The following is a 21,604-nucleotide window of genomic DNA, read 5'->3' on the forward strand; positions in this document are numbered from 1 at the left end:
CAATAAAATGAACTTAGTTTTAATGGGACTTCCTGGTGCAGGTAAAGGTACCCAAGCAGAACGCATTGTTGAAAATTATGATATCCCTCATATCTCAACAGGAGACATGTTCCGAGCTGCTATGAAGGAAGGCACTGAATTAGGTTTAGAAGCTAAATCATACATTGATAAAGGTGAACTTGTTCCGGATGAAGTAACGATCGGAATTGTGCGTGAGCGTTTATCAAAAGATGATTGCGAAAAAGGCTTCTTACTAGACGGCTTTCCAAGAACAGTTGCTCAAGCAGATGCTCTTGAAACAATGCTAGCAGAATTAGGACGCAAAATTGATTACGTGATTAACATTGATGTAGATCAAAGTGTTCTTATGGAGCGTTTGACTGGTCGACGCATTTGTAAAGATTGCGGTGCAACCTATCACTTAGTATTCAATCCTCCTGCAAAAGAGGGTGTATGTGATAAGTGTGGTGGCGAGCTTTACCAACGCGCCGATGATAACAGTGAAACAGTTGCAACTCGTTTAGAAGTAAACGTGAAGCAAACAAAACCACTCCTTGCCTTTTATGAAGAAAAAAGATACCTACGCAATGTGAACGGGCAACAAGACATTAACGATGTATTCGAAGATGTTCGTAAGTTGCTTGGAGGATTAAGCAAATGATTATTTGCAAAACTCCACGTGAACTAGCGATCATGCGTGAAGCTGGTCGTATTGTGGCTCTAACCCATCAGGAGTTGAAGAAACACATTCAACCGGGGATTACAACCAAGAAATTGGATGAAATTGCAGAGAAGTTTATTCGTAAACATGATGCATTTCCTTCGTTTAAAGGGTATAATGGTTTTCGCGGAAGCATTTGTGCTTCGGTCAACGAAGAATTAGTGCACGGGATCCCAGGTGACCGAGTATTAAACGAGGGTGACATCATCAGTATAGATATTGGTGCTCGCTACAAAGGTTATCACGGTGACTCTGCATGGACATATGCAGTAGGAAACGTGGATGAAGAAACGCAGCGATTATTAGATGTTACAGAACAATCGCTTTATAAAGGTTTAGAGCAAGCTAAACCAGGCGATCGTTTGTCTAATATTTCACACGCTATTCAAACTTACGTAGAAGCTCATAACTTTTCCGTTGTAAGAGAATACGTTGGTCATGGTGTAGGTCAGGATTTACATGAGGATCCTCAGATTCCTCACTACGGTCCACCAAATCAAGGTCCACGTTTGCGACCAGGTATGGTATTGGCAATTGAGCCAATGGTTAATGCCGGGAAACGCTATGTTAGAACTCTTTCAGATGACTGGACAGTCGTTACCGTAGACGGTAAGATGTGTGCTCACTTCGAGCATACGATTGCAATCACTGAGTCTGGATTTGAGATTCTAACAGCTCTATAAGCAACGTTGTCTAAATCTCTATCGAATCTTCGTTAGTTATAAGGACAGTAGAAAGTAATTATCTAAATTCACGATGATCGTTTCGTCTGAATTGCTGCTAATTTGGTAAAGATGTTTATAAAAACGTTATTCATCTTGAATTTAATGATTACGAATCTCCGAATGTACAGAACAGGTTCTCTGCGTTAAAGTAAAAAGCTTGCTACTTGTTCCATAGAAAGGAGAGCAATTTAATGGCGAAAGACGATGTAATTGAAGTGGAAGGTACGGTCGCTGAGACTTTACCAAATGCAATGTTCAAGGTAGAATTAGAAAATGGTCATACAGTTCTGGCTCACGTTTCTGGTAAAATTCGTATGCACTTCATCCGAATCTTACCTGGTGACAAAGTAACTGTTGAATTATCACCATATGATTTAACTCGTGGTAGAATTACGTACCGATTCAAATAAAACCTATGCACTCCGTACGATCAAGGAGGTATGAATAATGAAAGTCAGACCATCGGTAAAACCGATCTGCGAAAAGTGTAAAGTTATCCGCAGAAAAGGGAAAGTAATGGTTATTTGTGAAAACCCTAAACATAAACAAAAACAAGGTTAATAACAACGATAATAACAAGGAGGTGCACGCTTAAATGGCACGTATTGCTGGTGTAGATATTCCTCGTGACAAACGTGTAGTAATTTCTTTAACTTATATTTATGGTATTGGCCGCCAAACAGCTCAAAAGGTTCTAGCTGAAGCTGGAGTTTCTGAAAATACTCGTGTTCGCGATCTAACAGAAGAAGAATTAGGTAAAATCCGTGATATTATGGATGCTTACAAGGTAGAAGGTGACCTTCGCCGTGAAATTTCATTAAACATCAAACGTTTAATCGAAATCGGTTCATACCGTGGTATCCGCCACCGTCGTGGTTTACCAGTTCGTGGTCAGAACTCTAAAAACAATGCTCGTACACGTAAAGGTCCACGTCGTACTGTAGCGAACAAAAAGAAATAATCATTAGTAAGGGAGGTTAATGTAAATGGCTCGCAAAACTAACACTCGTAAACGTCGTGTTAAAAAGAATATTGAAAGTGGTATTGCTCATATCCGTTCAACGTTCAACAACACAATCGTAACGATTACAGACGTTCATGGTAATGCTATTGCTTGGTCAAGCGCTGGTGCTCTTGGATTCAGAGGTTCTCGTAAATCTACTCCATTCGCAGCACAAATGGCAGCTGAAACTGCAGCAAAAGTATCTCAAGATAATGGTATGAAAACTCTAGAAGTAACTGTTAAAGGCCCTGGTGCAGGACGCGAAGCTGCTATCCGTGCACTTCAAGCTGCAGGTCTTGAAGTAACTGCTATTAAAGACGTTACTCCAGTACCTCATAACGGTTGCCGTCCACCAAAACGTCGTCGTGTGTAATTAATGGTATAGATTTTGTACTATTGTCTATAATGGATATGGTATAGAATAGTTAATTACAAACTGTTATTCCATTTGTTGTGCACATTCGGGAACTGTCTAATAGGGAATTTCGGTTAGACGATCAAGAGAACTTGATCACTGTCTAGCCGAGGTTTCGACGTTTTGAAGGAGGGTTTATAAATGATAGAGATTGAAAAGCCAAAAATCGAAACGGTAGAAATCAGCGATGATAGAAAGTACGGTAAATTTGTCGTCGAACCACTTGAGCGTGGATATGGAACTACTTTGGGTAACTCCTTACGTCGTATCCTATTATCCTCACTCCCTGGTGCCGCTGTGACATCTATCCAAATTGATGGTGTCCTACATGAATTTTCAACAATCCCTGGTGTTGTTGAGGACGTAACAAATATCATCCTTAACATCAAGAAGCTTGCTCTTAAGATTTACTCTGAAGACGAGAAAACACTAGAAATTGATATTCAAGGCCAAGGCGCTGTTACAGCTGCTGACATTCAAGCAGACAGTGATGTCGAAATTCTAAACCCGGATCTTCACATCGCTACTCTTGAAAAAGATGCACATCTACGCGTAAGATTGACGGCTAGACCAGGTCGTGGTTATAACCCTGCTGTTTCAAACAAACGTGAGGATCAACCAATTGGTGTTATTCCAATCGATTCTATCTATACTCCTATTACTCGTGTAGCTTACTATGTAGAAAATACGCGTGTTGGTCAAATGACTAACTACGATAAGCTTACATTAGATGTATGGACTGATGGTAGTATTGAGCCTGAAAAAGCTGTGGCTTTAGGTGCTAAGATCTTAACGGAACACCTAAATATTTTTGTTAACTTAACAGATGAAGCTCAAAAAGCGGAAATCATGGTCGAAAAAGAGGAAGATCAAAAAGAGAAAGTCCTTGAAATGACGATCGAAGAACTTGATCTTTCTGTCCGTTCATATAACTGCTTAAAACGAGCTGGTATTAATACAGTTCAAGAGCTTGCTAATAAAACAGAAGAAGATATGATGAAAGTCCGCAACTTAGGACGTAAATCATTAGAGGAAGTAAAAGCAAAATTAGAAGAATTAGGTCTAGGCTTACGCAAAGACGACTGATTTTCTAATCTGCTTGAACGACTATCTACAAAGGAGGGGACCTCAATGGGATACCGTAAATTAGGTCGCACAAGTGCTCAACGTAAAGCACTTCTTCGTGATTTAACTACTGACTTAATCATCAACGAGCGTATTGAAACTACTGAAACACGTGCGAAAGAATTACGTTCTGTTGTAGAAAAAATGATCACTTTAGGTAAACGTGGAGATTTACACGCTCGCCGCCAAGCTGCTGCTTACATTCGTAACGAAGTGGCTAACGCTGAGACAAATCAAGACGCTTTACAAAAACTTTTCAGTGACATCGCAACTCGTTACGAGGAACGCCAAGGCGGATACACTCGTATTCTTAAAGTTGGACCTCGTCGTGGAGACGGAGCTCCAATGGCTATCATTGAATTAGTTTAATATTTGTATTCCTAAAAGGGCGCGACAGTTTAGGACTTGTCTCAGCCCTTTTTTTGTATATTTTTATCGACAGAGGGAGGTTTTATCCAGCTACGGCTGGATGAACCGCTCTTTTTAGCATAGTAAGAATTAGCAGGCTGCGGAAAAAGTCTGTGTTATTCAAGAAATGGACTGCACGGAGCCTATATATGAGGATAAGCTGTAGTATTCCATGCTACTTGAAGGTTTCCTAGAAGAGAAAGTCTAGTATGAACAGGAGGATAGCTATGTCTGAAGTTATTTTAGACGTGAATAGTTTATTCTTTCGTTATGAAGAAGAGAAAGAATGGACGCTTAATGATATTTCGTTTTCTGCCTTTAAAGGTGAATGGCTCGCCATTGTAGGCCATAATGGCTCGGGGAAATCCACTTTAGCTAAGTTATTGAATGGTTTATTAATGCCTGAGTCTGGCACGATAGAGGTAGGTGGCTTGCTTCTTACGGAAGAAACCATATGGGATATCCGCAAGCGAATCGGGATGGTGTTTCAGAATCCCGATAACCAATTCGTAGGGGCGACCGTTTTGGACGACATGGCCTTTGGTCTGGAAAACAACGGTGTTCCTGTTGAAACAATGAGGGAGAGAATAGAGGAAGCGATTCAACTTGTAAATATGGAGGCATTCCGTGAGCATGAGCCACATCATTTATCCGGTGGCCAGAAGCAGCGTGTAGCTATCGCTGGAGTTCTTGCTGTGCAACCCTCAATTATTATCCTCGACGAGGCAACCTCTATGCTAGATCCAAAGGGAAGACAAGAGGTTTTAGAAACGGTAAGAAAGCTAAAGGAAGAGCAGCAAATTACGGTGATCTCCATTACACATGATTTAAATGAAGTCGCAATGGCAGACCGAGCAATCGTCTTAAACCATGGACAAAAGTTTGCAGAAGGTACACCGAGCGAAGTATTCCAACTAGGTCAAACCTTAACGGATATCGGTCTGGATTTACCGTTTTCTATTCAGCTTAGTCAAGTCTTACAAAAATCAAAAATCCCTCTAAAGAACCTTCATTTAACACATGAGGATTTGGTGAATGAACTATGGACATTATATTCAAAAATGTAGAGCATAAATATCAGCCGAATACACCATTTGAACGCATCGCCTTGTACGATTTAGACTTCACTATTCCGTCGGGTAAATTTGTGGCAATTATTGGGCATACTGGATCTGGAAAGTCGACGATTATTCAGCATTTAAATGCTTTATTAAAACCTACGGATGGATCTATTCAAATTGGTGAACGTACGATTCACGCCAAGAAAAAAGACAAGGATCTCAAAGATATTCGAAAGCGAGTAGGCGTGGTGTTTCAATTTCCAGAGCATCAGCTTTTTGAAGAAACGGTTGAAAAGGATATTTGCTTTGGACCTACCAACTTTGGTATGTCTTTGGAAGAAGCGAAAGCAAGAGCAAAAGAATTGGTCCAGCTAGTAGGTTTACCACTAGATGTATTAGAGAAGTCTCCATTTGATTTAAGTGGTGGACAAATGAGACGTGTCGCAATTGCCGGCATTTTAGCAATGGATCCGGAAGTACTTGTCTTGGACGAGCCTACTGCAGGACTTGATCCAAGAGGTCGTAAAGAAATTATGGGGCTTGTTACAAGGCTGCATAAAGAAAAGAACCTGACGACCGTTCTAGTTACTCATAGCATGGAGGATGCAGCCTCCTATGCAGATGAAGTTGTTGTCATGAATCAAGGTACAATTGTGATGAAGGGTTCGCCGAAAGACGTATTTAATCGTCAGGATGAATTAGCACAGTTTGGATTGGATGTGCCAGAGCCACTAGCGTTTATGATGAAGCTAGAGCAAAAGCTCGGAATCCCATTATCAGATAAAGCAGTCACGTTTGATGAGGCAGTGGAGCAAATCAAACGCTTAGCACAAAAGGGTGATCACCATGCTTGATTCAGTTATTATTGGACGCTATGTACCAGGTAATTCTCCTCTGCATAGGATGGACCCTCGGGCTAAGCTACTATTGGTTTTCTTTTTCGTTGTTATTGTCTTTTTAGCGAATAGTACAGCAGGTTATGGACTTTTATTACTTTATACCGCTCTTTTAGTAGCTATGAGTAGAGTACCACTTTCTTATTTTTTAAAAGGACTTAAACCAGTTGTCTTTATTGCGGTGTTTACTTTCTTAATCCAGATCTTTTTAAACAAGGAAGGCGATGTCCTCTTAAAATGGGGATGGCTAACCATTTATGAAGAAGGGTTAAGACAAGGTATTTACATCTCGCTGCGCTTTTTCCTTTTAGTTAGTGTTACAACACTCTTAACGCTAACAACAACACCTATTCAAGTTACAGACGGGATGGAGAGCTTATTGAACCCCCTTAAAAAGGTGCGCTTTCCTGTTCATGAACTAGCGCTGATGATGTCCATTTCGCTACGATTCATCCCTACACTGCTTGATGAGACCCAAAAAATTATGAAGGCTCAAACGGCCAGAGGTGTAGACATCTCTAGCGGTCCGTTTAAGGACCGAATGAAGGCAGTAGTACCTTTGCTTGTCCCGCTGTTCATAAGCGCCTTTAAACGCGCAGAGGAGCTCTCTATTGCGATGGAAGCAAGAGGGTATAAGGGTGGAGAAGGTCGTACGAAGTTTAGGCAATTGCAGTGGCAGGCTATCGATACCATTATGTTAGTTAGTTTGCTGGTCGTAACGCTATTATTAATCGTTATTCGGTATTTTTAGGTGGAAGGTAACATGAACAGAATAAAATGCACGATCTCATATGACGGAACCTTATTTGCTGGCTTTCAAAGTCAGCCTGATCAACGAACCGTCCAGGGAGAAGTGGAAAAAGCTTTAAAACGAATTCACAAGGGCTCAGAGATTAAAATTCAAGCATCGGGTCGTACGGATGCTACCGTACATGCATATGGACAGGTTATTCATTTTGATAGTCCTCTTGCTATTCCCAATAGAAATTGGATACAAGCACTAAATTCATCTCTTCCGATGGACGTAGTCGTCAAGGAAGTAGAAGCGGTAAGTGAAGGTTTTCATGCCCGCTACGACGTTACATCAAAGGAATATCGTTATCGCGTCTTACGGTCCAAAGAGCGCGATGTGTTTAGTCGAGCGTATGCCTTTCATTATCCGTACCCCTTGAATTACGAAGAGATGAGAGAATCGCTGCAATATCTAATTGGTACGCATGATTTTACGAGCTTTTGTTCCATGAAGACGGACAAAGAAAATAAGGTCCGCACCATTTATGAGATTGATTTTTTTGAAGAGAATGACGAGCTTATTTTCCGATTTGTTGGAAGTGGATTCCTCTACAACATGGTTCGTATTTTAGTCGGTACGTTGCTAGAAGTAGGGAGAGGAAAGATCAATTCTCTAGACGTAAAAAAAATTTTAGAACAGAAAAAACGAGAAAATGTTGGAAAAACAGCCCCAGGCCATGGATTGTATCTGTGGAGAGTAACTTATGACAACTAAACCTGGTGTAACATCTTCTTGACATTACCATCACAAAGAGATAATATATCCTATGGTATGTATTTTAACCCCACGGTTAGCCCCGGAAATTAATCGTGTTGAAATATAAGGTTGAAATAATGATATTATGAATGAAATTAGGAGGGAAACTCATGCGCACAACTTTCATGGCGAAAGCAAACGAAGTAGAACGCAAATGGTTCGTTGTCGATGCTGAAGGTAAAACTTTAGGTCGTCTTGCAACTGAAGTTGCTACACTTTTACGCGGTAAACATAAACCAACTTACACACCACACGTTGATACTGGTGATCACGTAATTATTCTTAACGCATCTAAAATTGAATTGACTGGTAAAAAATTAACTGACAAAATTTACTACCGTCATACTCAACATCCAGGTGGTTTAAAGCAACGTACAGCATTAGAAATGCGTACTAACTACTCTGAAAAAATGCTTGAACTAGCGATCAAAGGTATGCTTCCAAAAGGTAGCCTAGGTCGTCAAATGTTCAAGAAATTACATGTATACGCTGGTGACACTCATAACCACCAAGCACAAAAACCAGAAGTTTACGAACTTCGCGGATAATTTTAAAGGGAGGTTTTAATCTTGGCACAAGTACAATATTACGGAACTGGCCGTCGTAAGAGTTCTGTTGCTCGTGTACGTCTAGTACCTGGTAACGGTAACATCGTAATCAACGGTCGTGAAATCGAAAAATACATTCCATTCGCTGCATTAAGAGAAGTTGTTAAACAACCACTAGTTGCAACTGAAACAGTAGGTAACTATGACGTACTAGTAAACGTTGATGGTGGTGGATACACTGGTCAAGCTGGTGCTATTCGTCACGGTATCGCTCGTGCTTTATTACAAGCAGATCCTGAATACCGTCCAACTCTAAAACGCGCTGGTCTATTAACTCGTGACGCTCGTATGAAAGAACGTAAAAAATACGGTCTTAAAGGCGCTCGTCGTGCACCTCAGTTCTCAAAACGTTAATTTTGGTGTACAAAAAGACTCTCAACCATTTTGGTTGGGAGTCTTTTTTTATTTGTTACAGATGGATAATTGATTTTCCCCAGTGGTTCCCCTTCTTCTTATACACCGTTCCTGTGACAGAGTGCTTGGTTACTTTAAAAACAGTAAAGTTAAACACTGGATCTGTACAAGGGTACTTCTCCTTTGAAACAAGCGGTGCCCCTGCTCCTCCAGATAATATATAGGGAACCCCATCTTTTTTCTTAAAGCTATAAGCATGGATATGGTTCACTAAAACAAGTGGAATTTGATTAGTATGATGATCAACGACGTTTTTCAAAAAGCGGTCGGTTTGCTTCTGATCCATCCCGTGATCCGCCCAGCAGCCGAAGTTCGGAGGAGTATGAAAAGCGATCGCTGTTCGTCCGTATTTGTTTTTGTGGATTTGAGCATCCATAAAGTTTATTGCATTATTGGAAAAGCCGTAACGGATTTTTGTCCCATCAGGTTTTAAGCTCGTCACATTGTTCATGCCTAACACATTAAACTTAAATTTTGGAATGGAGATGACAAAGCGTGTGCTTCCAATGATTTCACGGAAATTTCGTAAGCTGAACTGATATTGATTGTTTGGTAAATATACTTCGTGATTTCCTGGTAGCGCGAAAAAAGGTACTTTCTTTTTTCGAACCAATGGATGATGCTCGACAATACTTCTAAATTGTTTCAAGTTAGAGACTGTACCTTGATAAGCTAAATCTCCCCCTTGTAAGACAAAGGCAGGTGTTTCGGAAAGCTTATTAATTTGATCCAAAATATCATCTAACACTTTTTTATTAATAGGGTTTGACGCCGTATTTCTAGAATCTCCTAGGAAGACAAAAGTAAAATGATCTTTATGAGCTAAGTGTCTATTAACTTCTTGTAGGTGCTTAAAAGCTAACTCATTTAAAGTGGGCATTTTTTCTCTCCTTTCAGGAAGCCTGTACTATACAGTATGAGAGGAAGAATATTTGGTTTGTACGCTTGTCTTTAGGATGGGAGTTTTGGGAGGGTAATTGGGTAATGAAAGAGAGCAAATGGTTGATTATAGAGCACTATAAAGAAACTATTCGGACGGTTAGAGGACTGAGTGTCATAAAAGAGAGTGCGTGGAAAACCCCCGTTTCATCAGGGAAATGGACAGTAGCTGAGGTAATCGGCCACCTCGTTTACTGGGATGAGTTTGTGGTGGCAAAGAGACTTCCTTATGTAATGAGTGATGAGCCTTTCCCACCAGCTCCTCATGTTGGAGTGTTTAATGAAGAGGCAGCCAAAATGAGTCGTTCTCAAACTCAAGAGGAAGTGATCCAACGGTTTACTCAGACGAGAGAGGAACTAATAGAGGCTATTCAGCATTTACCTCCGTATGTTTGGGATAGAGAGTATTCCTTTGGAGCTAACTCGTTATTATTAGCAACATATTTCAGCGGATTATTAAAACATGATGAACATCATTTTAATCAGATAAAAGACGTCCTTTATAGTTCATAATAATTACCACCTTCTTGTTGCTGCCTCTAGCGCATGAGAATACTACATGTGCAGAAAATATGTAAAAAAAGGGGGTAGCATCATGAAGGTTAGTCATACCTTGCAGCAAAAACGAAGAGAAAAGCAGATGTTATACGAACGAAAGGTTTTACGAGAACTGTCCCTTGTGTTACTAAAAGATCGAGTGAAGCAAAGCTTTTTGCCATTTTTCGTTGGAAAGGATTATAAGGTGTCGACGTTAGAAGATGGGTGTATGGACATCGCGATTGAATCGTTTCTTTTGGGAGCGAGATTTAGTCATTTTGGTTACCGTGGAGAAGAAGAGCGAGCGGTGAACGAAAGGTGCTTAGATGAACAGAAACTCTTAACAGATGCTTTGTATGAATATGTTACGTTTTGGTCACCTTTAGGTCAGTCAAGTATGTCTCAGGACGGTATTTATTACACTTGTGAGCGGTTTGTATACGAATGGTGGAGAGATGGATTCGATAAAGGGAAAAAGCGATATCTGCTTAGGCTCAAGTAAAAAATATTCATAAAACCTCTCGTTGTCCCATATAGAGTAAAGAGGTGGGACTGGCTGGAGGGATGAGATGAAAAAGTATAAAATTGCACTCGTAGCAACAATCGTTCTTATTTTACTTGGCGTTATGATTCAGCATCAAATTACACAACGAAATTCGTGGAAATCATGGAATTTACCACTTAGCGGAAAGATTGTCATTATTGATGCAGGCCACGGTGGTCCAGATGGTGGTGCTGTAGGAGATGAAGTGCTTGAGAAGGACGTCACGCTCAAAATTTCTCTAATGATACGCGATTATTTGCAAGGGCAAGGTGCTCTTGTTATGATGACTCGAGATGATGACTATGACTTAGCTGACAAACAGGTTAAGGGGTATGGCCGCAGAAAAGTGGAAGATTTGAAAAAGCGCCTAAAGCTCATTAATGAATCAAGTGCTGATATGTATCTTAGTATTCACTTAAATGCAATTCCATCTGCTAAGTGGCGTGGAGCACAAACCTTCTACCACGGGTCGCTAGAAGAAAATAAGAACTTAGCGAAGTTCATTCAAGCTGAAATAAAAGATAATCTAAAAAATACGGACCGCGATGCAAAGCCTATTCAAGGAATTTATTTGTTGAAGCATGCAAAGGTTCCAGGAGCATTAGTTGAGGTAGGTTTTCTCTCGAATCGTGAGGAACGAGAACTGTTACAAACGAAAAAATATCAGCGCAAAATAGCAGAATCCATTTATGAAGGTGTCAATCGTTATTTAACGGAAGAGACGATTAAGTAAAAAGGAGGATATTTCATCTTCCTTTTTTTATTTATAGGGACCATCTGAGCATTGAATCGTTTTATTAGTCTGAATTATGTTATAATGATAGCGATAACAATAGATTTTTAGGCGGTGGGAGAATGTTAACACAAGAACGAGTACATCAATTATTAGCTTCATTAAACGACCCATTTTTACATAAAAGTTTGGCAGATACAAATGCCATTCGTGAAATAAAGATCAAAGAAGAAAAGCAGCATGTAAGTGTTAAAATCGCTCTAGTGAAAACTGGAACTGGGGAACAAATGAAATTGCAAGGGGAAATTGTGAACCTGTTAAAAGAAGCTGGAGCTGAAACGGTAGGCTTACGCTTTGAAGAATTATCTCCAGAAGAACTTCAAGAATTTAGAGGATCCATGACCGATGACAAAACGTCTTCAGGACCACTAGATACACAGTACATCGCAATTGCTAGTGGTAAGGGAGGCGTAGGGAAGTCGACGGTTTCTGTTAACCTTGCTGTTGCCTTAGCGAAGCTTGGTAAGAAAGTGGGCCTTGTGGATGCGGATATCTATGGATTTAGTGTTCCAGACATGATGGGGATTACACAACGACCGATTGTTCGTGGGGATCGAATTATTCCTGTAGAGCGCTTTGGCGTTAAGGTTATTTCCATGGGCTTCTTCGTGGAAGATAACGCGCCGGTCATTTGGCGTGGTCCGATGCTTGGTAAAATGTTAAATAGCTTCTTCTCTGAAGTAGAATGGGGCGATTTAGACTATTTACTATTAGATCTACCTCCAGGGACAGGAGACGTGGCGTTAGATGTTCACTCTATGCTTCCTTCATGTAAAGAAGTAATTGTTTCAACACCTCATCCAACTGCTGCTTTTGTTGCAGCTAGAGCTGGTGCGATGGCTATCCGTACGGACCATGAAGTTATCGGCGTAGTTGAGAATATGGCATACTTTGAGAGCAAGCTAACAGGTGAGAAGGAATATGTATTCGGAAAAGGCGGTGGCGAAAAGCTAGCCGAAGAATTGCAAACCGAAATTTTAGGCAAGCTTCCGTTACGTCAACCTGATTGGAATGACGATGATTTTGCGCCTTCTGTATACGACTCTGACCATCAGTTAGGTCAAATCTATTTAGATATTGCTAAAAAAGTGGTCCAAGCCTGTCAATAATGAAAAAAGAGTATGCTGCGGCATACTCTTTTTGCTAAGTTCCTACGTATCCTTATAAGCGCTGTATTGTGACGTGAATGGATTATGATTATTGGTTTTGCTGTTGTTCTTGGTCTGAGCCAGATCCTGATGAGTCGTCTTCTTGCTTTTTACTTTCTTTTCCACTGCTTGTGTCTGTAGATTGTTGAACAGCTTTTTGAATAATAGCTTCAAGTTTTGCTTTATATAGCGGGCTGTCTAGCGTTTCTACAATGACTTTTTGCATGTTTTTACGAAAGTCTTGGGTTTTCATCGCTTGGGTCATTTGCTTTTGCATTTCAGGATTTTTAAAGACGTCTAGTAATAATGCCTGATAATCAGGATCTTTCATCAATTGCTTTAAAAGATCTTCGTGCTCGCTCCGTAAGCTTTTTGCAAAGGTTTTAACAAACTGAGGATCGTTGAAAGCCTCTTTCCAAAACTCCATGCCTTTTTTAGAAGTAAGAGTTGATTGAATGGTCTGCTTTACCATAGCCTGATCCATAACCAAGGTCTTTTTTATTTGTTCATCTTGTAAGATATTTTCGATGGCTTTCTTTCCTTCATCTGTTTTCAAAATATCTACAATCATTTTCTTTGTTTGATCGTAATCCATACGGTTGCTGTCATCTTGTTGAGGTGCACATGCATTTAATACGAATGCGCATAAGATTGCATACAGTAGGAGCAGCATTTTCTTTTTCATTTTGATAAGCTCCTTTCAAGAATATGCTTATTTTTAATATGAGGTATTTCTAAAAAATTATGCGTATTTGATCAATCGTCACCTAGATTTTTCAAGTAGGCATTGTTACAATTTAGAAAGCGGTTTATTTTTTCTAAGTGGGGGATGCGGAAGTGAATAGTCGCAACTGGGTTCGGTTGTTTTTATCGACACTATTAATTGGTGCTTTAAGTGCAAGTGTTGTGGGGTTTGCAGTAAAATGGGGAGAATATCGCCCGTTTTTTCAATCGTTTAATATAGGAGAAATTTTATCAGCTCTTTTATGGTTTATTGGTATCGGCCTTATTTTCAGTATTATCAGTCAAATGGGCTTTTTCGCTTATTTAACGATTCATCGCTTTGGGCTAGGAATTTGTCGATCAGTATCGCTTTGGAACTCTGTTCAAGTACTGCTTACTGCTTTCATTTTATTTGATTTGGTGTATCTGCAAGTTATTATGGCTTCTTCTGCTGAATCTGATGTGTCGCCTTCCCGTTATATTATGGCAGGAATCGTCGTTGTGACGGGTCTGGTGGTAGCACTAATAAAAGTAAAGCAGACGAACAAAGCAGCATTTATTCCAGGCTTGTTTTTTATGATTGTGGTAACCATCATTGAGTGGGTTCCTGCCCTAAGAGCAAATGATACAGGCTGGTTATACTTGATGCTTTATCCATTGTTGATTTGTAATGCGTATCAGCTGCTCATTTTACCGAGATTAATTCAAAATTCACAGCGTGAGCGCCGTAATACGTCAGCTCGAATGAAAGCAATGTAAAAACACTCGGCATGTGCCGAGTGTTTTTTAATGAATTTCGCTACTTTTTGCTTGAGCATTTGAAATAAGTTGGGAAACACTAATGATCGATAAACCTTCATCCTTAATCTCTTCAATAATCATTGGAAGAGCTTTTTTAGTTTGCTGTGCTGAATCAGAAGCATGTAGCAGCACAATATCTCCGCTTCCTACGTCATTGACAACGTTCTGAACAATTTTTTCGACGCCGGGATTTGTCCAATCCTTAGAATCTACACTCCAATGAACAATGGTGTATCCCTGTTGTTCGGCAATCTTAAGCGTTTCTTTATTAAACTGACCAGATGGTGGACGTAATAATGTCACATCCTTTAGGTTTAGAGATGTAAAAACTTTTTCGGCTTTTGCTAGGTCTTGGCGAACTTTTTGTGCATCAAGGGACGTATAAGGTTTATAGTCATATCCCATACTTCCGATCTCATGACCATCTTTTTTAATCCTTTCAACAACATCCGGGTGTCGTTCAGCCCATGAGGCTGAAAGGAAGAAGGTACAGTTTTTAATATGCTCTTCTTTGAGCTTGTCTAGAATAGGGATCGCATTTTCATCACCCCAGCTAATATCAAAAGTAAGTGCCACTTTATTAGTGTCATTTTTACTTTTAGAAACAGCGCGCGGCCCATCCTTTGTATTGAATACAGGATTTAAAGAAAAGGTTTGGGAATAAAGAAATAACCCAGCGAAAAAAGCGGCAAACAAAATGATACTAAATTGTTTGATTCGTTTAGCACGTAGGACATAAAAGAAATTCATGGTTTTCTCCCCTTTTGATCAATACTCTTCATATGGAAAAAGCGCTAAGAAGTGTACCTAACAAATTTCTTAGGGTGAGTGTTGTTATCTAGAGAAGTGAGAATAGTTAGGTTCTGGTAGTTTATTTTTATGCTTGTACGTTTAAAAACATCACCTAATAAATCAGGAGATTAGGTTTAAATGCAATAAAAAGAAGAAAGGATGTAGAGGAGATAGAAAAAATTGAAACGAAGAGGTAGAATCATGAGAGGTTTTCTTTTGAATGATAAAGAACGATACGAGTTAACGGACATATTAGAAAGAGAAATGAATGTTCTTGGCAGCTTATTAATCTTAGAGAAAATGTCACATCTGAAAAGAAGAGGAATCGAAGAGAAAACATTGCTGATCGAGGCCTTGCTAAGAAGATTACAATAAAGATTAAACTTTTTTAAAAAATGTATTGACTGGTTTTCATAAAAGGTGTTATATTATTATACGTCGCTAAGACAACCAAGGAAAACATTACATAAAAAACATTTTAAAAAAAGTGTTGACAATGAAATTGGAACTTGGTAAGATAAGAAAGTCGCTTATGAGCGAGATGAACTTTGAAAACTGAACAAAACAAGCAAAACGTCAACGTTTTAAAAGTAAGACAACAAATGAGCAAGTCAAACATTTCTTCGGAGAGTTTGATCCTGGCTCAGGACGAACGCTGGCGGCGTGCCTAATACATGCAAGTCGAGCGGACTTGTTAGAAGCTTGCTTCTAACAAGTTAGCGGCGGACGGGTGAGTAACACGTGGGTAACCTGCCTGTAAGATGGGGATAACTCCGGGAAACCGGAGCTAATACCGAATAACACTTTCGCTCGCATGAGCGGATGTTAAAAGACGGTTTCGGCTGTCACTTACAGATGGACCCGCGGCGCATTAGCTAGTTGGTGAGGTAACGGCTCACCAAGGCGACGATGCGTAGCCGACCTGAGAGGGTGATCGGCCACACTGGGACTGAGACACGGCCCAGACTCCTACGGGAGGCAGCAGTAGGGAATCTTCCGCAATGGACGAAAGTCTGACGGAGCAACGCCGCGTGAGTGATGAAGGTTTTCGGATCGTAAAACTCTGTTGTTAGGGAAGAACAAGTACGAGAGTAACTGCTCGTACCTTGACGGTACCTAACCAGAAAGCCACGGCTAACTACGTGCCAGCAGCCGCGGTAATACGTAGGTGGCAAGCGTTGTCCGGAATTATTGGGCGTAAAGCGCGCGCAGGCGGTTCCTTAAGTCTGATGTGAAAGCCCACGGCTCAACCGTGGAGGGTCATTGGAAACTGGGGAACTTGAGTGCAGAAGAGGAAAGCGGAATTCCACGTGTAGCGGTGAAATGCGTAGAGATGTGGAGGAACACCAGTGGCGAAGGCGGCTTTCTGGTCTGTAACTGACGCTGAGGCGCGAAAGCGTGGGGAGCAAACAGGATTAGATACCCTGGTAGTCCACGCCGTAAACGATGAGTGCTAAGTGTTAGAGGGTTTCCGCCCTTTAGTGCTGCAGCTAACGCATTAAGCACTCCGCCTGGGGAGTACGGCCGCAAGGCTGAAACTCAAAGGAATTGACGGGGGCCCGCACAAGCGGTGGAGCATGTGGTTTAATTCGAAGCAACGCGAAGAACCTTACCAGGTCTTGACATCCTTTGACCACTCTAGAGATAGAGCTTTCCCCTTCGGGGGACAAAGTGACAGGTGGTGCATGGTTGTCGTCAGCTCGTGTCGTGAGATGTTGGGTTAAGTCCCGCAACGAGCGCAACCCTTGATCTTAGTTGCCAGCATTAAGTTGGGCACTCTAAGGTGACTGCCGGTGACAAACCGGAGGAAGGTGGGGATGACGTCAAATCATCATGCCCCTTATGACCTGGGCTACACACGTGCTACAATGGATGATACAAAGGGTTGCGAAGCCGCGAGGTGAAGCTAATCTCATAAAATCATTCTCAGTTCGGATTGTAGGCTGCAACTCGCCTACATGAAGCTGGAATCGCTAGTAATCGCGGATCAGCATGCCGCGGTGAATACGTTCCCGGGCCTTGTACACACCGCCCGTCACACCACGAGAGTTTGTAACACCCGAAGTCGGTGGGGTAACCGTAAGGAGCCAGCCGCCTAAGGTGGGACAGATGATTGGGGTGAAGTCGTAACAAGGTAGCCGTATCGGAAGGTGCGGCTGGATCACCTCCTTTCTAAGGAAAATTGCTTGAACCTCGTGTTCAGCAACAAACAACGTGACGTCGTTTTGTTCAGTTTTGAAGGTTCATTATGAACTTTCAATAAGAAGTCTTTTGATCACGTCGTGATCATGAGGCAGTTGTTCTTTGAAAACTAGATAGCAAGAATGTTAAGGAAAACAAAGTGTAACACTTTTTGAAATAACCAATACGGTTAAGTTAGAAAGGGCGCACGGTGGATGCCTTGGCACTAGGAGCCGATGAAGGACGGGACTAACACCGATATGCTTCGGGGAGCTGTAAGTAAGCTTTGATCCGGAGATTTCCGAATGGGGAAACCCATCATTCGTAATGGAATGATATCTTCTTCTGAATACATAGGAAGTTGAAGGCAGACCCGGGGAACTGAAACATCTAAGTACCCGGAGGAAAGGAAAGCAAACGCGATTTCCTGAGTAGCGGCGAGCGAAACGGAATTAGCCCAAACCAAGAGGCTTGCCTCTTGGGGTTGTAGGACACTCTATACGGAGTTACAAAGGAACGAGGTAAATGAAGAGGTCTGGAAAGGCCCGTCAAAGAAGGTAACAACCCTGTAGTTGAAACCTCGTTCTCTCTTGAGTGGATCCTGAGTACGGCGGAACACGTGAAATTCCGTCGGAAGCAGGGAGGACCATCTCCCAAGGCTAAATACTTCCTAGTGACCGATAGTGAACCAGTACCGTGAGGGAAAGGTGAAAAGCACCCCGGAAGGGGAGTGAAAGAGATCCTGAAACCGTGTGCCTACAAGTAGTCAGAGCCCGTTAACGGGTGATGGCGTGCCTTTTGTAGAATGAACCGGCGAGTTACGATCCCATGCAAGGTTAAGTCGATGAGACGGAGCCGCAGCGAAAGCGAGTCTGAATAGGGCGATTTGAGTATGTGGTCGTAGACCCGAAACCAGGTGATCTACCCATGTCCAGGGTGAAGTTCAGGTAACACTGAATGGAGGCCCGAACCCACGCACGTTGAAAAGTGCGGGGATGAGGTGTGGGTAGCGGAGAAATTCCAATCGAACTTGGAGATAGCTGGTTCTCTCCGAAATAGCTTTAGGGCTAGCCTCAAGGTGAGAGTTTTGGAGGTAGAGCACTGATTGGACTAGGGGCCCCCAACGGGTTACCGAATTCAGTCAAACTCCGAATGCCAAAAACTTATCCTTGGGAGTCAGACTGCGAGTGATAAGATCCGTAGTCAAGAGGGAAACAGCCCAGACCACCAGCTAAGGTCCCAAAGTATACGTTAAGTGGAAAAGGATGTGGAGTTGCTTAGACAACCAGGATGTTGGCTTAGAAGCAGCCACCATTTAAAGAGTGCGTAATAGCTCACTGGTCGAGTGACTCTGCGCCGAAAATGTACCGGGGCTAAACGTATCACCGAAGCTGTGGATTGACATCTTATGATGTCAGTGGTAGGAGAGCGTTCTAAGTGCTGCGAAGCTAGACCGTAAGGACTGGTGGAGCGCTTAGAAGTGAGAATGCCGGTATGAGTAGCGAAAGACAAGTGAGAATCTTGTCCACCGAATGCCTAAGGTTTCCTGAGGAAGGCTCGTCCGCTCAGGGTTAGTCGGGACCTAAGCCGAGGCCGAAAGGCGTAGGCGATGGCCAACAGGTTGATATTCCTGTACTACCTCCCCACCGTTTGAGCAATGGGGGGACGCAGGAGGATAGGGTAGGCGCACTGCTGGATATGTGCGTTCAAGCGTAAGGCTGATGAGTAGGCAAATCCGCTCATCATAAGGCTGAGCTGTGATGACGAGGGAATTATAGTACCGAAGCTCCTGATTTCACACTGCCAAGAAAAGCCTCTAGCGAGGTGGGAGGTACCCGTACCGCAAACCGACACAGGTAGGCGAGGAGAGAATCCTAAGGTGATCGAGAGAACTCTCGTTAAGGAACTCGGCAAAATGACCCCGTAACTTCGGGAGAAGGGGTGCTCTGTTAGGGTGCAAGCCCGAGAGAGCCGCAGTGAATAGGCCCAGGCGACTGTTTAGCAAAAACACAGGTCTCTGCGAAGCCGTAAGGCGAAGTATAGGGGCTGACACCTGCCCGGTGCTGGAAGGTTAAGAGGAGAGGTTAGCGCAAGCGAAGCTTTGAATCGAAGCCCCAGTAAACGGCGGCCGTAACTATAACGGTCCTAAGGTAGCGAAATTCCTTGTCGGGTAAGTTCCGACCCGCACGAAAGGTGTAACGATCTGGGCACTGTCTCAACGAGAGACTCGGTGAAATTATAGTACCTGTGAAGATGCAGGTTACCCGCGACAGGACGGAAAGACCCCGTGGAGCTTTACTGTAGCCTGATATTGAATTTTGGTACAGCTTGTACAGGATAGGTAGGAGCCTGAGAAACCGGAGCGCTAGCTTCGGTGGAGGCGTCGGTGGGATACTACCCTGGCTGTATTGACATTCTAACCCACAGCCCTGATCGGGCTGGGAGACAGTGTCAGGTGGGCAGTTTGACTGGGGCGGTCGCCTCCTAAAGAGTAACGGAGGCGCCCAAAGGTTCCCTCAGAATGGTTGGAAATCATTCGTAGAGTGTAAAGGCACAAGGGAGCTTGACTGCGAGACCTACAAGTCGAGCAGGGACGAAAGTCGGGCTTAGTGATCCGGTGGTTCCGCATGGAAGGGCCATCGCTCAACGGATAAAAGCTACCCCGGGGATAACAGGCTTATCTCCCCCAAGAGTCCACATCGACGGGGAGGTTTGGCACCTCGATGTCGGCTCATCGCATCCTGGGGCTGTAGTCGGTCCCAAGGGTTGGGCTGTTCGCCCATTAAAGCGGTACGCGAGCTGGGTTCAGAACGTCGTGAGACAGTTCGGTCCCTATCCGTCGTGGGCGTAGGAAATTTGAGAGGAGCTGTCCTTAGTACGAGAGGACCGGGATGGACACACCGCTGGTGTACCAGTTGTCTTGCCAAAGGCATCGCTGGGTAGCTATGTGTGGACGGGATAAGTGCTGAAAGCATCTAAGCATGAAGCCCCCCTCAAGATGAGATTTCCCATAGCGCAAGCTAGTAAGATCCCTGAAAGACGATCAGGTAGATAGGTCTGAGGTGGAAGCGTGGCGACACGTGCAGCTGACAGATACTAATCGATCGAGGACTTAACCAAAATGTTTTTCCTTAACCATTGTTATCTAGTTTTGAAAGAATAACTTTCTTTCAAAAAACACTTGCATTTTTCGTAGAAAAGTGTATAATACATATGTCTGGTGATTATGGCAGAGAGGTCACACCCGTTCCCATACCGAACACGGAAGTTAAGCTCTCTAGCGCCGATGGTAGTTGGGGGTTTCCCCCTGTGAGAGTAGGACATCGCCAGGCTGTATATTCCACAGTAGCTCAGTGGTAGAGCTATCGGCTGTTAACCGATCGGTCGCAGGTTCGAGTCCTGCCTGTGGAGCCATATGGCCCGTTGGTCAAGCGGTTAAGACACCGCCCTTTCACGGCGGTAACACGGGTTCGAATCCCGTACGGGTCACCATTTATAACATACATAGTTATTACGGAGGATTAGCTCAGCTGGGAGAGCACCTGCCTTACAAGCAGGGGGTCGGCGGTTCGATCCCGTCATCCTCCACCATTTTAGATTAGCCATCTAAACAGAGCCGGTGTAGCTCAACTGGTAGAGCAACTGACTTGTAATCAGTAGGTTGGGGGTTCAAGTCCTCTTGCCGGCACCACTTATATTGTGGAGGGGTAGCGAAGTGGCTAAACGCGGCGGACTGTAAATCCGCTCCCTCCGGGTTCGGCGGTTCGAATCCGTCCCCCTCCACCATTTATTTTTATTCATAATGATTGGGCTATAGCCAAGCGGTAAGGCAACGGACTTTGACTCCGTCATTCGTTGGTTCGAATCCAGCTAGCCCAGCCATTAGAGCCATTAGCTCAGTTGGTAGAGCATCTGACTTTTAATCAGAGGGTCGAAGGTTCGAATCCTTCATGGCTCATTTTGCGGAAGTAGTTCAGTGGTAGAACACCACCTTGCCAAGGTGGGGGTCGCGGGTTCGAATCCCGTCTTCCGCTCCAATTTTATATGGGGCCTTAGCTCAGCTGGGAGAGCGCCTGCCTTGCACGCAGGAGGTCAGCGGTTCGATCCCGCTAGGCTCCACCATCAATCATACATATTACCTTAAGTCTAGTTAGACTTAAGGTTTTTTTATATCCTTTTTAACTATCTATAAAATATGTATATTTTAAGTCAGAAACGCCC

At 42.8% G+C, this 21,604-nt stretch carries 23 protein-coding genes, 9 tRNA genes and 3 rRNA genes; 32 read left to right on the plus strand and 3 right to left on the minus strand.

The features are described from left to right. The first annotated feature begins 7 nt into the window (after positions 1–7). The 14 genes from IE339_RS00800 (at position 8) to rpsI (ending at position 8,865) form a co-directional block, all read left to right on the plus strand. Positions 8–661, plus strand: coding sequence for an adenylate kinase (locus IE339_RS00800; protein ID WP_242172772.1), 654 nt, complete (start codon positions 8–10; stop codon positions 659–661). Beyond that, complete coding sequence (gene map, locus IE339_RS00805) at positions 658–1,404, plus strand: type I methionyl aminopeptidase (protein ID WP_053403301.1); 747 nt, start codon at positions 658–660, stop codon at positions 1,402–1,404. Before IE339_RS00800 ends, map begins: the two co-directional genes overlap by 4 nt. A 233-nt stretch (positions 1,405–1,637) precedes the next feature. Beyond that, positions 1,638–1,856 (plus strand): translation initiation factor IF-1, encoded by a 219-nt coding sequence (infA, locus tag IE339_RS00810; protein WP_010285101.1) that lies wholly within the window; start codon positions 1,638–1,640, stop codon positions 1,854–1,856. A gap of 37 nt (positions 1,857–1,893) precedes the next feature. Further along, positions 1,894–2,007, plus strand: a complete 114-nt coding sequence (gene rpmJ, locus IE339_RS00815) for a 50S ribosomal protein L36 (RefSeq protein ID WP_003156543.1) — start codon at positions 1,894–1,896, stop codon at positions 2,005–2,007. Positions 2,008–2,041: 34 nt separating this feature from the next. Beyond that, positions 2,042–2,407: a 30S ribosomal protein S13 gene (gene rpsM, locus IE339_RS00820; protein WP_053403302.1), complete on the plus strand. Its 366-nt coding sequence runs from the start codon at positions 2,042–2,044 to the stop codon at positions 2,405–2,407. A 25-nt stretch (positions 2,408–2,432) separates the two neighbouring features. After that, positions 2,433–2,822: a 30S ribosomal protein S11 gene (gene rpsK, locus IE339_RS00825; RefSeq protein WP_053403303.1), complete on the plus strand. Its 390-nt coding sequence runs from the start codon at positions 2,433–2,435 to the stop codon at positions 2,820–2,822. 183 nt (positions 2,823–3,005) lie between these two features. After that, complete coding sequence (locus IE339_RS00830) at positions 3,006–3,950, plus strand: DNA-directed RNA polymerase subunit alpha (RefSeq protein WP_053403304.1); 945 nt, start codon at positions 3,006–3,008, stop codon at positions 3,948–3,950. Positions 3,951–3,995: 45 nt separating this feature from the next. Continuing rightward, the gene (gene rplQ / locus IE339_RS00835; protein ID WP_053403305.1) at positions 3,996–4,358 is read left to right on the plus strand and encodes a 50S ribosomal protein L17; all 363 of its coding nucleotides are present in this window, start codon (positions 3,996–3,998) and stop codon (positions 4,356–4,358) included. A gap of 266 nt (positions 4,359–4,624) precedes the next feature. After that, positions 4,625–5,464, plus strand: a complete 840-nt coding sequence (locus IE339_RS00840) for an energy-coupling factor ABC transporter ATP-binding protein (protein WP_242172774.1) — start codon at positions 4,625–4,627, stop codon at positions 5,462–5,464. Continuing rightward, positions 5,440–6,312: an energy-coupling factor ABC transporter ATP-binding protein gene (locus tag IE339_RS00845; protein WP_242172777.1), complete on the plus strand. Its 873-nt coding sequence runs from the start codon at positions 5,440–5,442 to the stop codon at positions 6,310–6,312. Before IE339_RS00840 ends, IE339_RS00845 begins: the two co-directional genes overlap by 25 nt. Continuing rightward, complete coding sequence (locus tag IE339_RS00850; RefSeq protein WP_242172780.1) at positions 6,305–7,105, plus strand: energy-coupling factor transporter transmembrane component T family protein; 801 nt, start codon at positions 6,305–6,307, stop codon at positions 7,103–7,105. The genes IE339_RS00845 and IE339_RS00850 overlap by 8 nt, the downstream gene beginning before the upstream one ends. A 12-nt stretch (positions 7,106–7,117) precedes the next feature. Next, positions 7,118–7,861, plus strand: a complete 744-nt coding sequence (truA, locus tag IE339_RS00855; protein ID WP_242172782.1) for a tRNA pseudouridine(38-40) synthase TruA — start codon at positions 7,118–7,120, stop codon at positions 7,859–7,861. 152 nt (positions 7,862–8,013) lie between these two features. Further along, complete coding sequence (rplM, locus tag IE339_RS00860; protein ID WP_053403310.1) at positions 8,014–8,451, plus strand: 50S ribosomal protein L13; 438 nt, start codon at positions 8,014–8,016, stop codon at positions 8,449–8,451. Positions 8,452–8,472: 21 nt separating this feature from the next. Beyond that, positions 8,473–8,865 (plus strand): 30S ribosomal protein S9, encoded by a 393-nt coding sequence (rpsI, locus tag IE339_RS00865; protein ID WP_053403311.1) that lies wholly within the window; start codon positions 8,473–8,475, stop codon positions 8,863–8,865. 55 nt (positions 8,866–8,920) lie between these two features. On the opposite strand, the gene IE339_RS00870 is transcribed toward rpsI, so the two are convergent. Then, the gene (locus tag IE339_RS00870) at positions 8,921–9,805 is read right to left on the minus strand and encodes a metallophosphoesterase family protein (protein ID WP_242172783.1); all 885 of its coding nucleotides are present in this window, start codon (positions 9,803–9,805) and stop codon (positions 8,921–8,923) included. Between the two features lie 104 nt (positions 9,806–9,909). Between IE339_RS00870 and IE339_RS00875 the strand changes: the two genes are divergently transcribed. From IE339_RS00875 to IE339_RS00890, 4 genes are all read left to right on the plus strand, one after another. After that, entirely contained in the window at positions 9,910–10,377 is a 468-nt protein-coding gene (locus IE339_RS00875; protein WP_242172785.1) for a DinB family protein, read from the plus strand. 82 nt (positions 10,378–10,459) lie between these two features. Beyond that, positions 10,460–10,903, plus strand: a complete 444-nt coding sequence (locus tag IE339_RS00880) for a DUF2521 family protein (protein WP_242172788.1) — start codon at positions 10,460–10,462, stop codon at positions 10,901–10,903. A 67-nt stretch (positions 10,904–10,970) separates the two neighbouring features. Continuing rightward, positions 10,971–11,678 carry an N-acetylmuramoyl-L-alanine amidase CwlD gene (cwlD, locus tag IE339_RS00885; protein WP_242172789.1) on the plus strand — a complete coding sequence of 236 codons (708 nt, stop codon included), beginning with the start codon at positions 10,971–10,973 and terminating at the stop codon, positions 11,676–11,678. A gap of 122 nt (positions 11,679–11,800) precedes the next feature. Beyond that, on the plus strand, positions 11,801–12,847 hold the full coding sequence (locus IE339_RS00890; protein WP_053403316.1) for an Mrp/NBP35 family ATP-binding protein: 1,047 nt from the start codon (positions 11,801–11,803) through the stop codon (positions 12,845–12,847). A gap of 88 nt (positions 12,848–12,935) precedes the next feature. Here the strand turns inward: IE339_RS00890 and gerD are convergent, their stop codons facing one another. After that, positions 12,936–13,571 (minus strand): spore germination lipoprotein GerD, encoded by a 636-nt coding sequence (gene gerD / locus IE339_RS00895; RefSeq protein WP_242172792.1) that lies wholly within the window; start codon positions 13,569–13,571, stop codon positions 12,936–12,938. Positions 13,572–13,723: 152 nt separating this feature from the next. Here gerD and IE339_RS00900 point away from each other — a divergent pair, with 152 nt between their 5' ends. Continuing rightward, positions 13,724–14,368, plus strand: a complete 645-nt coding sequence (locus IE339_RS00900) for a KinB-signaling pathway activation protein (RefSeq protein ID WP_242172795.1) — start codon at positions 13,724–13,726, stop codon at positions 14,366–14,368. Positions 14,369–14,395: 27 nt separating this feature from the next. On the opposite strand, the gene pdaB is transcribed toward IE339_RS00900, so the two are convergent. Then, a complete protein-coding gene (pdaB, locus tag IE339_RS00905) occupies positions 14,396–15,160 on the minus strand; it encodes a polysaccharide deacetylase family sporulation protein PdaB (protein WP_242172797.1) in 765 nt (254 codons plus the stop codon). 243 nt (positions 15,161–15,403) lie between these two features. Here pdaB and IE339_RS00910 point away from each other — a divergent pair, with 243 nt between their 5' ends. The 13 genes from IE339_RS00910 (at position 15,404) to IE339_RS00970 (ending at position 21,505) form a co-directional block, all read left to right on the plus strand. Next, the gene (locus IE339_RS00910) at positions 15,404–15,577 is read left to right on the plus strand and encodes a hypothetical protein (RefSeq protein ID WP_242172799.1); all 174 of its coding nucleotides are present in this window, start codon (positions 15,404–15,406) and stop codon (positions 15,575–15,577) included. 245 nt (positions 15,578–15,822) lie between these two features. After that, a 16S ribosomal RNA gene (locus tag IE339_RS00915) occupies positions 15,823–17,374 on the plus strand. Positions 17,375–17,571: 197 nt separating this feature from the next. Beyond that, a 23S ribosomal RNA gene (locus IE339_RS00920) occupies positions 17,572–20,503 on the plus strand. Between the two features lie 96 nt (positions 20,504–20,599). After that, a 5S ribosomal RNA gene (gene rrf, locus IE339_RS00925) occupies positions 20,600–20,715 on the plus strand. Together the 16S, 23S and 5S rRNA genes with 9 tRNA genes alongside form the textbook arrangement of a ribosomal RNA operon. Positions 20,716–20,722: 7 nt before the next feature. Next, positions 20,723–20,797, plus strand: a tRNA-Asn gene (locus tag IE339_RS00930). Between the two features lie 3 nt (positions 20,798–20,800). After that, positions 20,801–20,875, plus strand: a tRNA-Glu gene (locus IE339_RS00935). Between the two features lie 23 nt (positions 20,876–20,898). Continuing rightward, positions 20,899–20,974 (plus strand) — tRNA-Val (locus IE339_RS00940). Between the two features lie 24 nt (positions 20,975–20,998). Beyond that, positions 20,999–21,074: transfer RNA gene (locus IE339_RS00945), tRNA-Thr, on the plus strand. Between the two features lie 10 nt (positions 21,075–21,084). Continuing rightward, a tRNA-Tyr gene (locus IE339_RS00950) sits at positions 21,085–21,169 on the plus strand. Between the two features lie 21 nt (positions 21,170–21,190). After that, a tRNA-Gln gene (locus IE339_RS00955) sits at positions 21,191–21,265 on the plus strand. A gap of 3 nt (positions 21,266–21,268) precedes the next feature. Next, positions 21,269–21,341: transfer RNA gene (locus tag IE339_RS00960), tRNA-Lys, on the plus strand. A 4-nt stretch (positions 21,342–21,345) separates the two neighbouring features. After that, positions 21,346–21,420, plus strand: a tRNA-Gly gene (locus tag IE339_RS00965). Positions 21,421–21,429: 9 nt separating this feature from the next. Next, positions 21,430–21,505 (plus strand) — tRNA-Ala (locus tag IE339_RS00970). Positions 21,506–21,604: the final 99 nt, after the last annotated feature.

The sequence above is a fragment of the Priestia koreensis genome (genome assembly GCF_022646885.1).
Lineage (GTDB): Bacteria > Bacillota > Bacilli > Bacillales > Bacillaceae_H > Bacillus_AG > Bacillus_AG koreensis_A.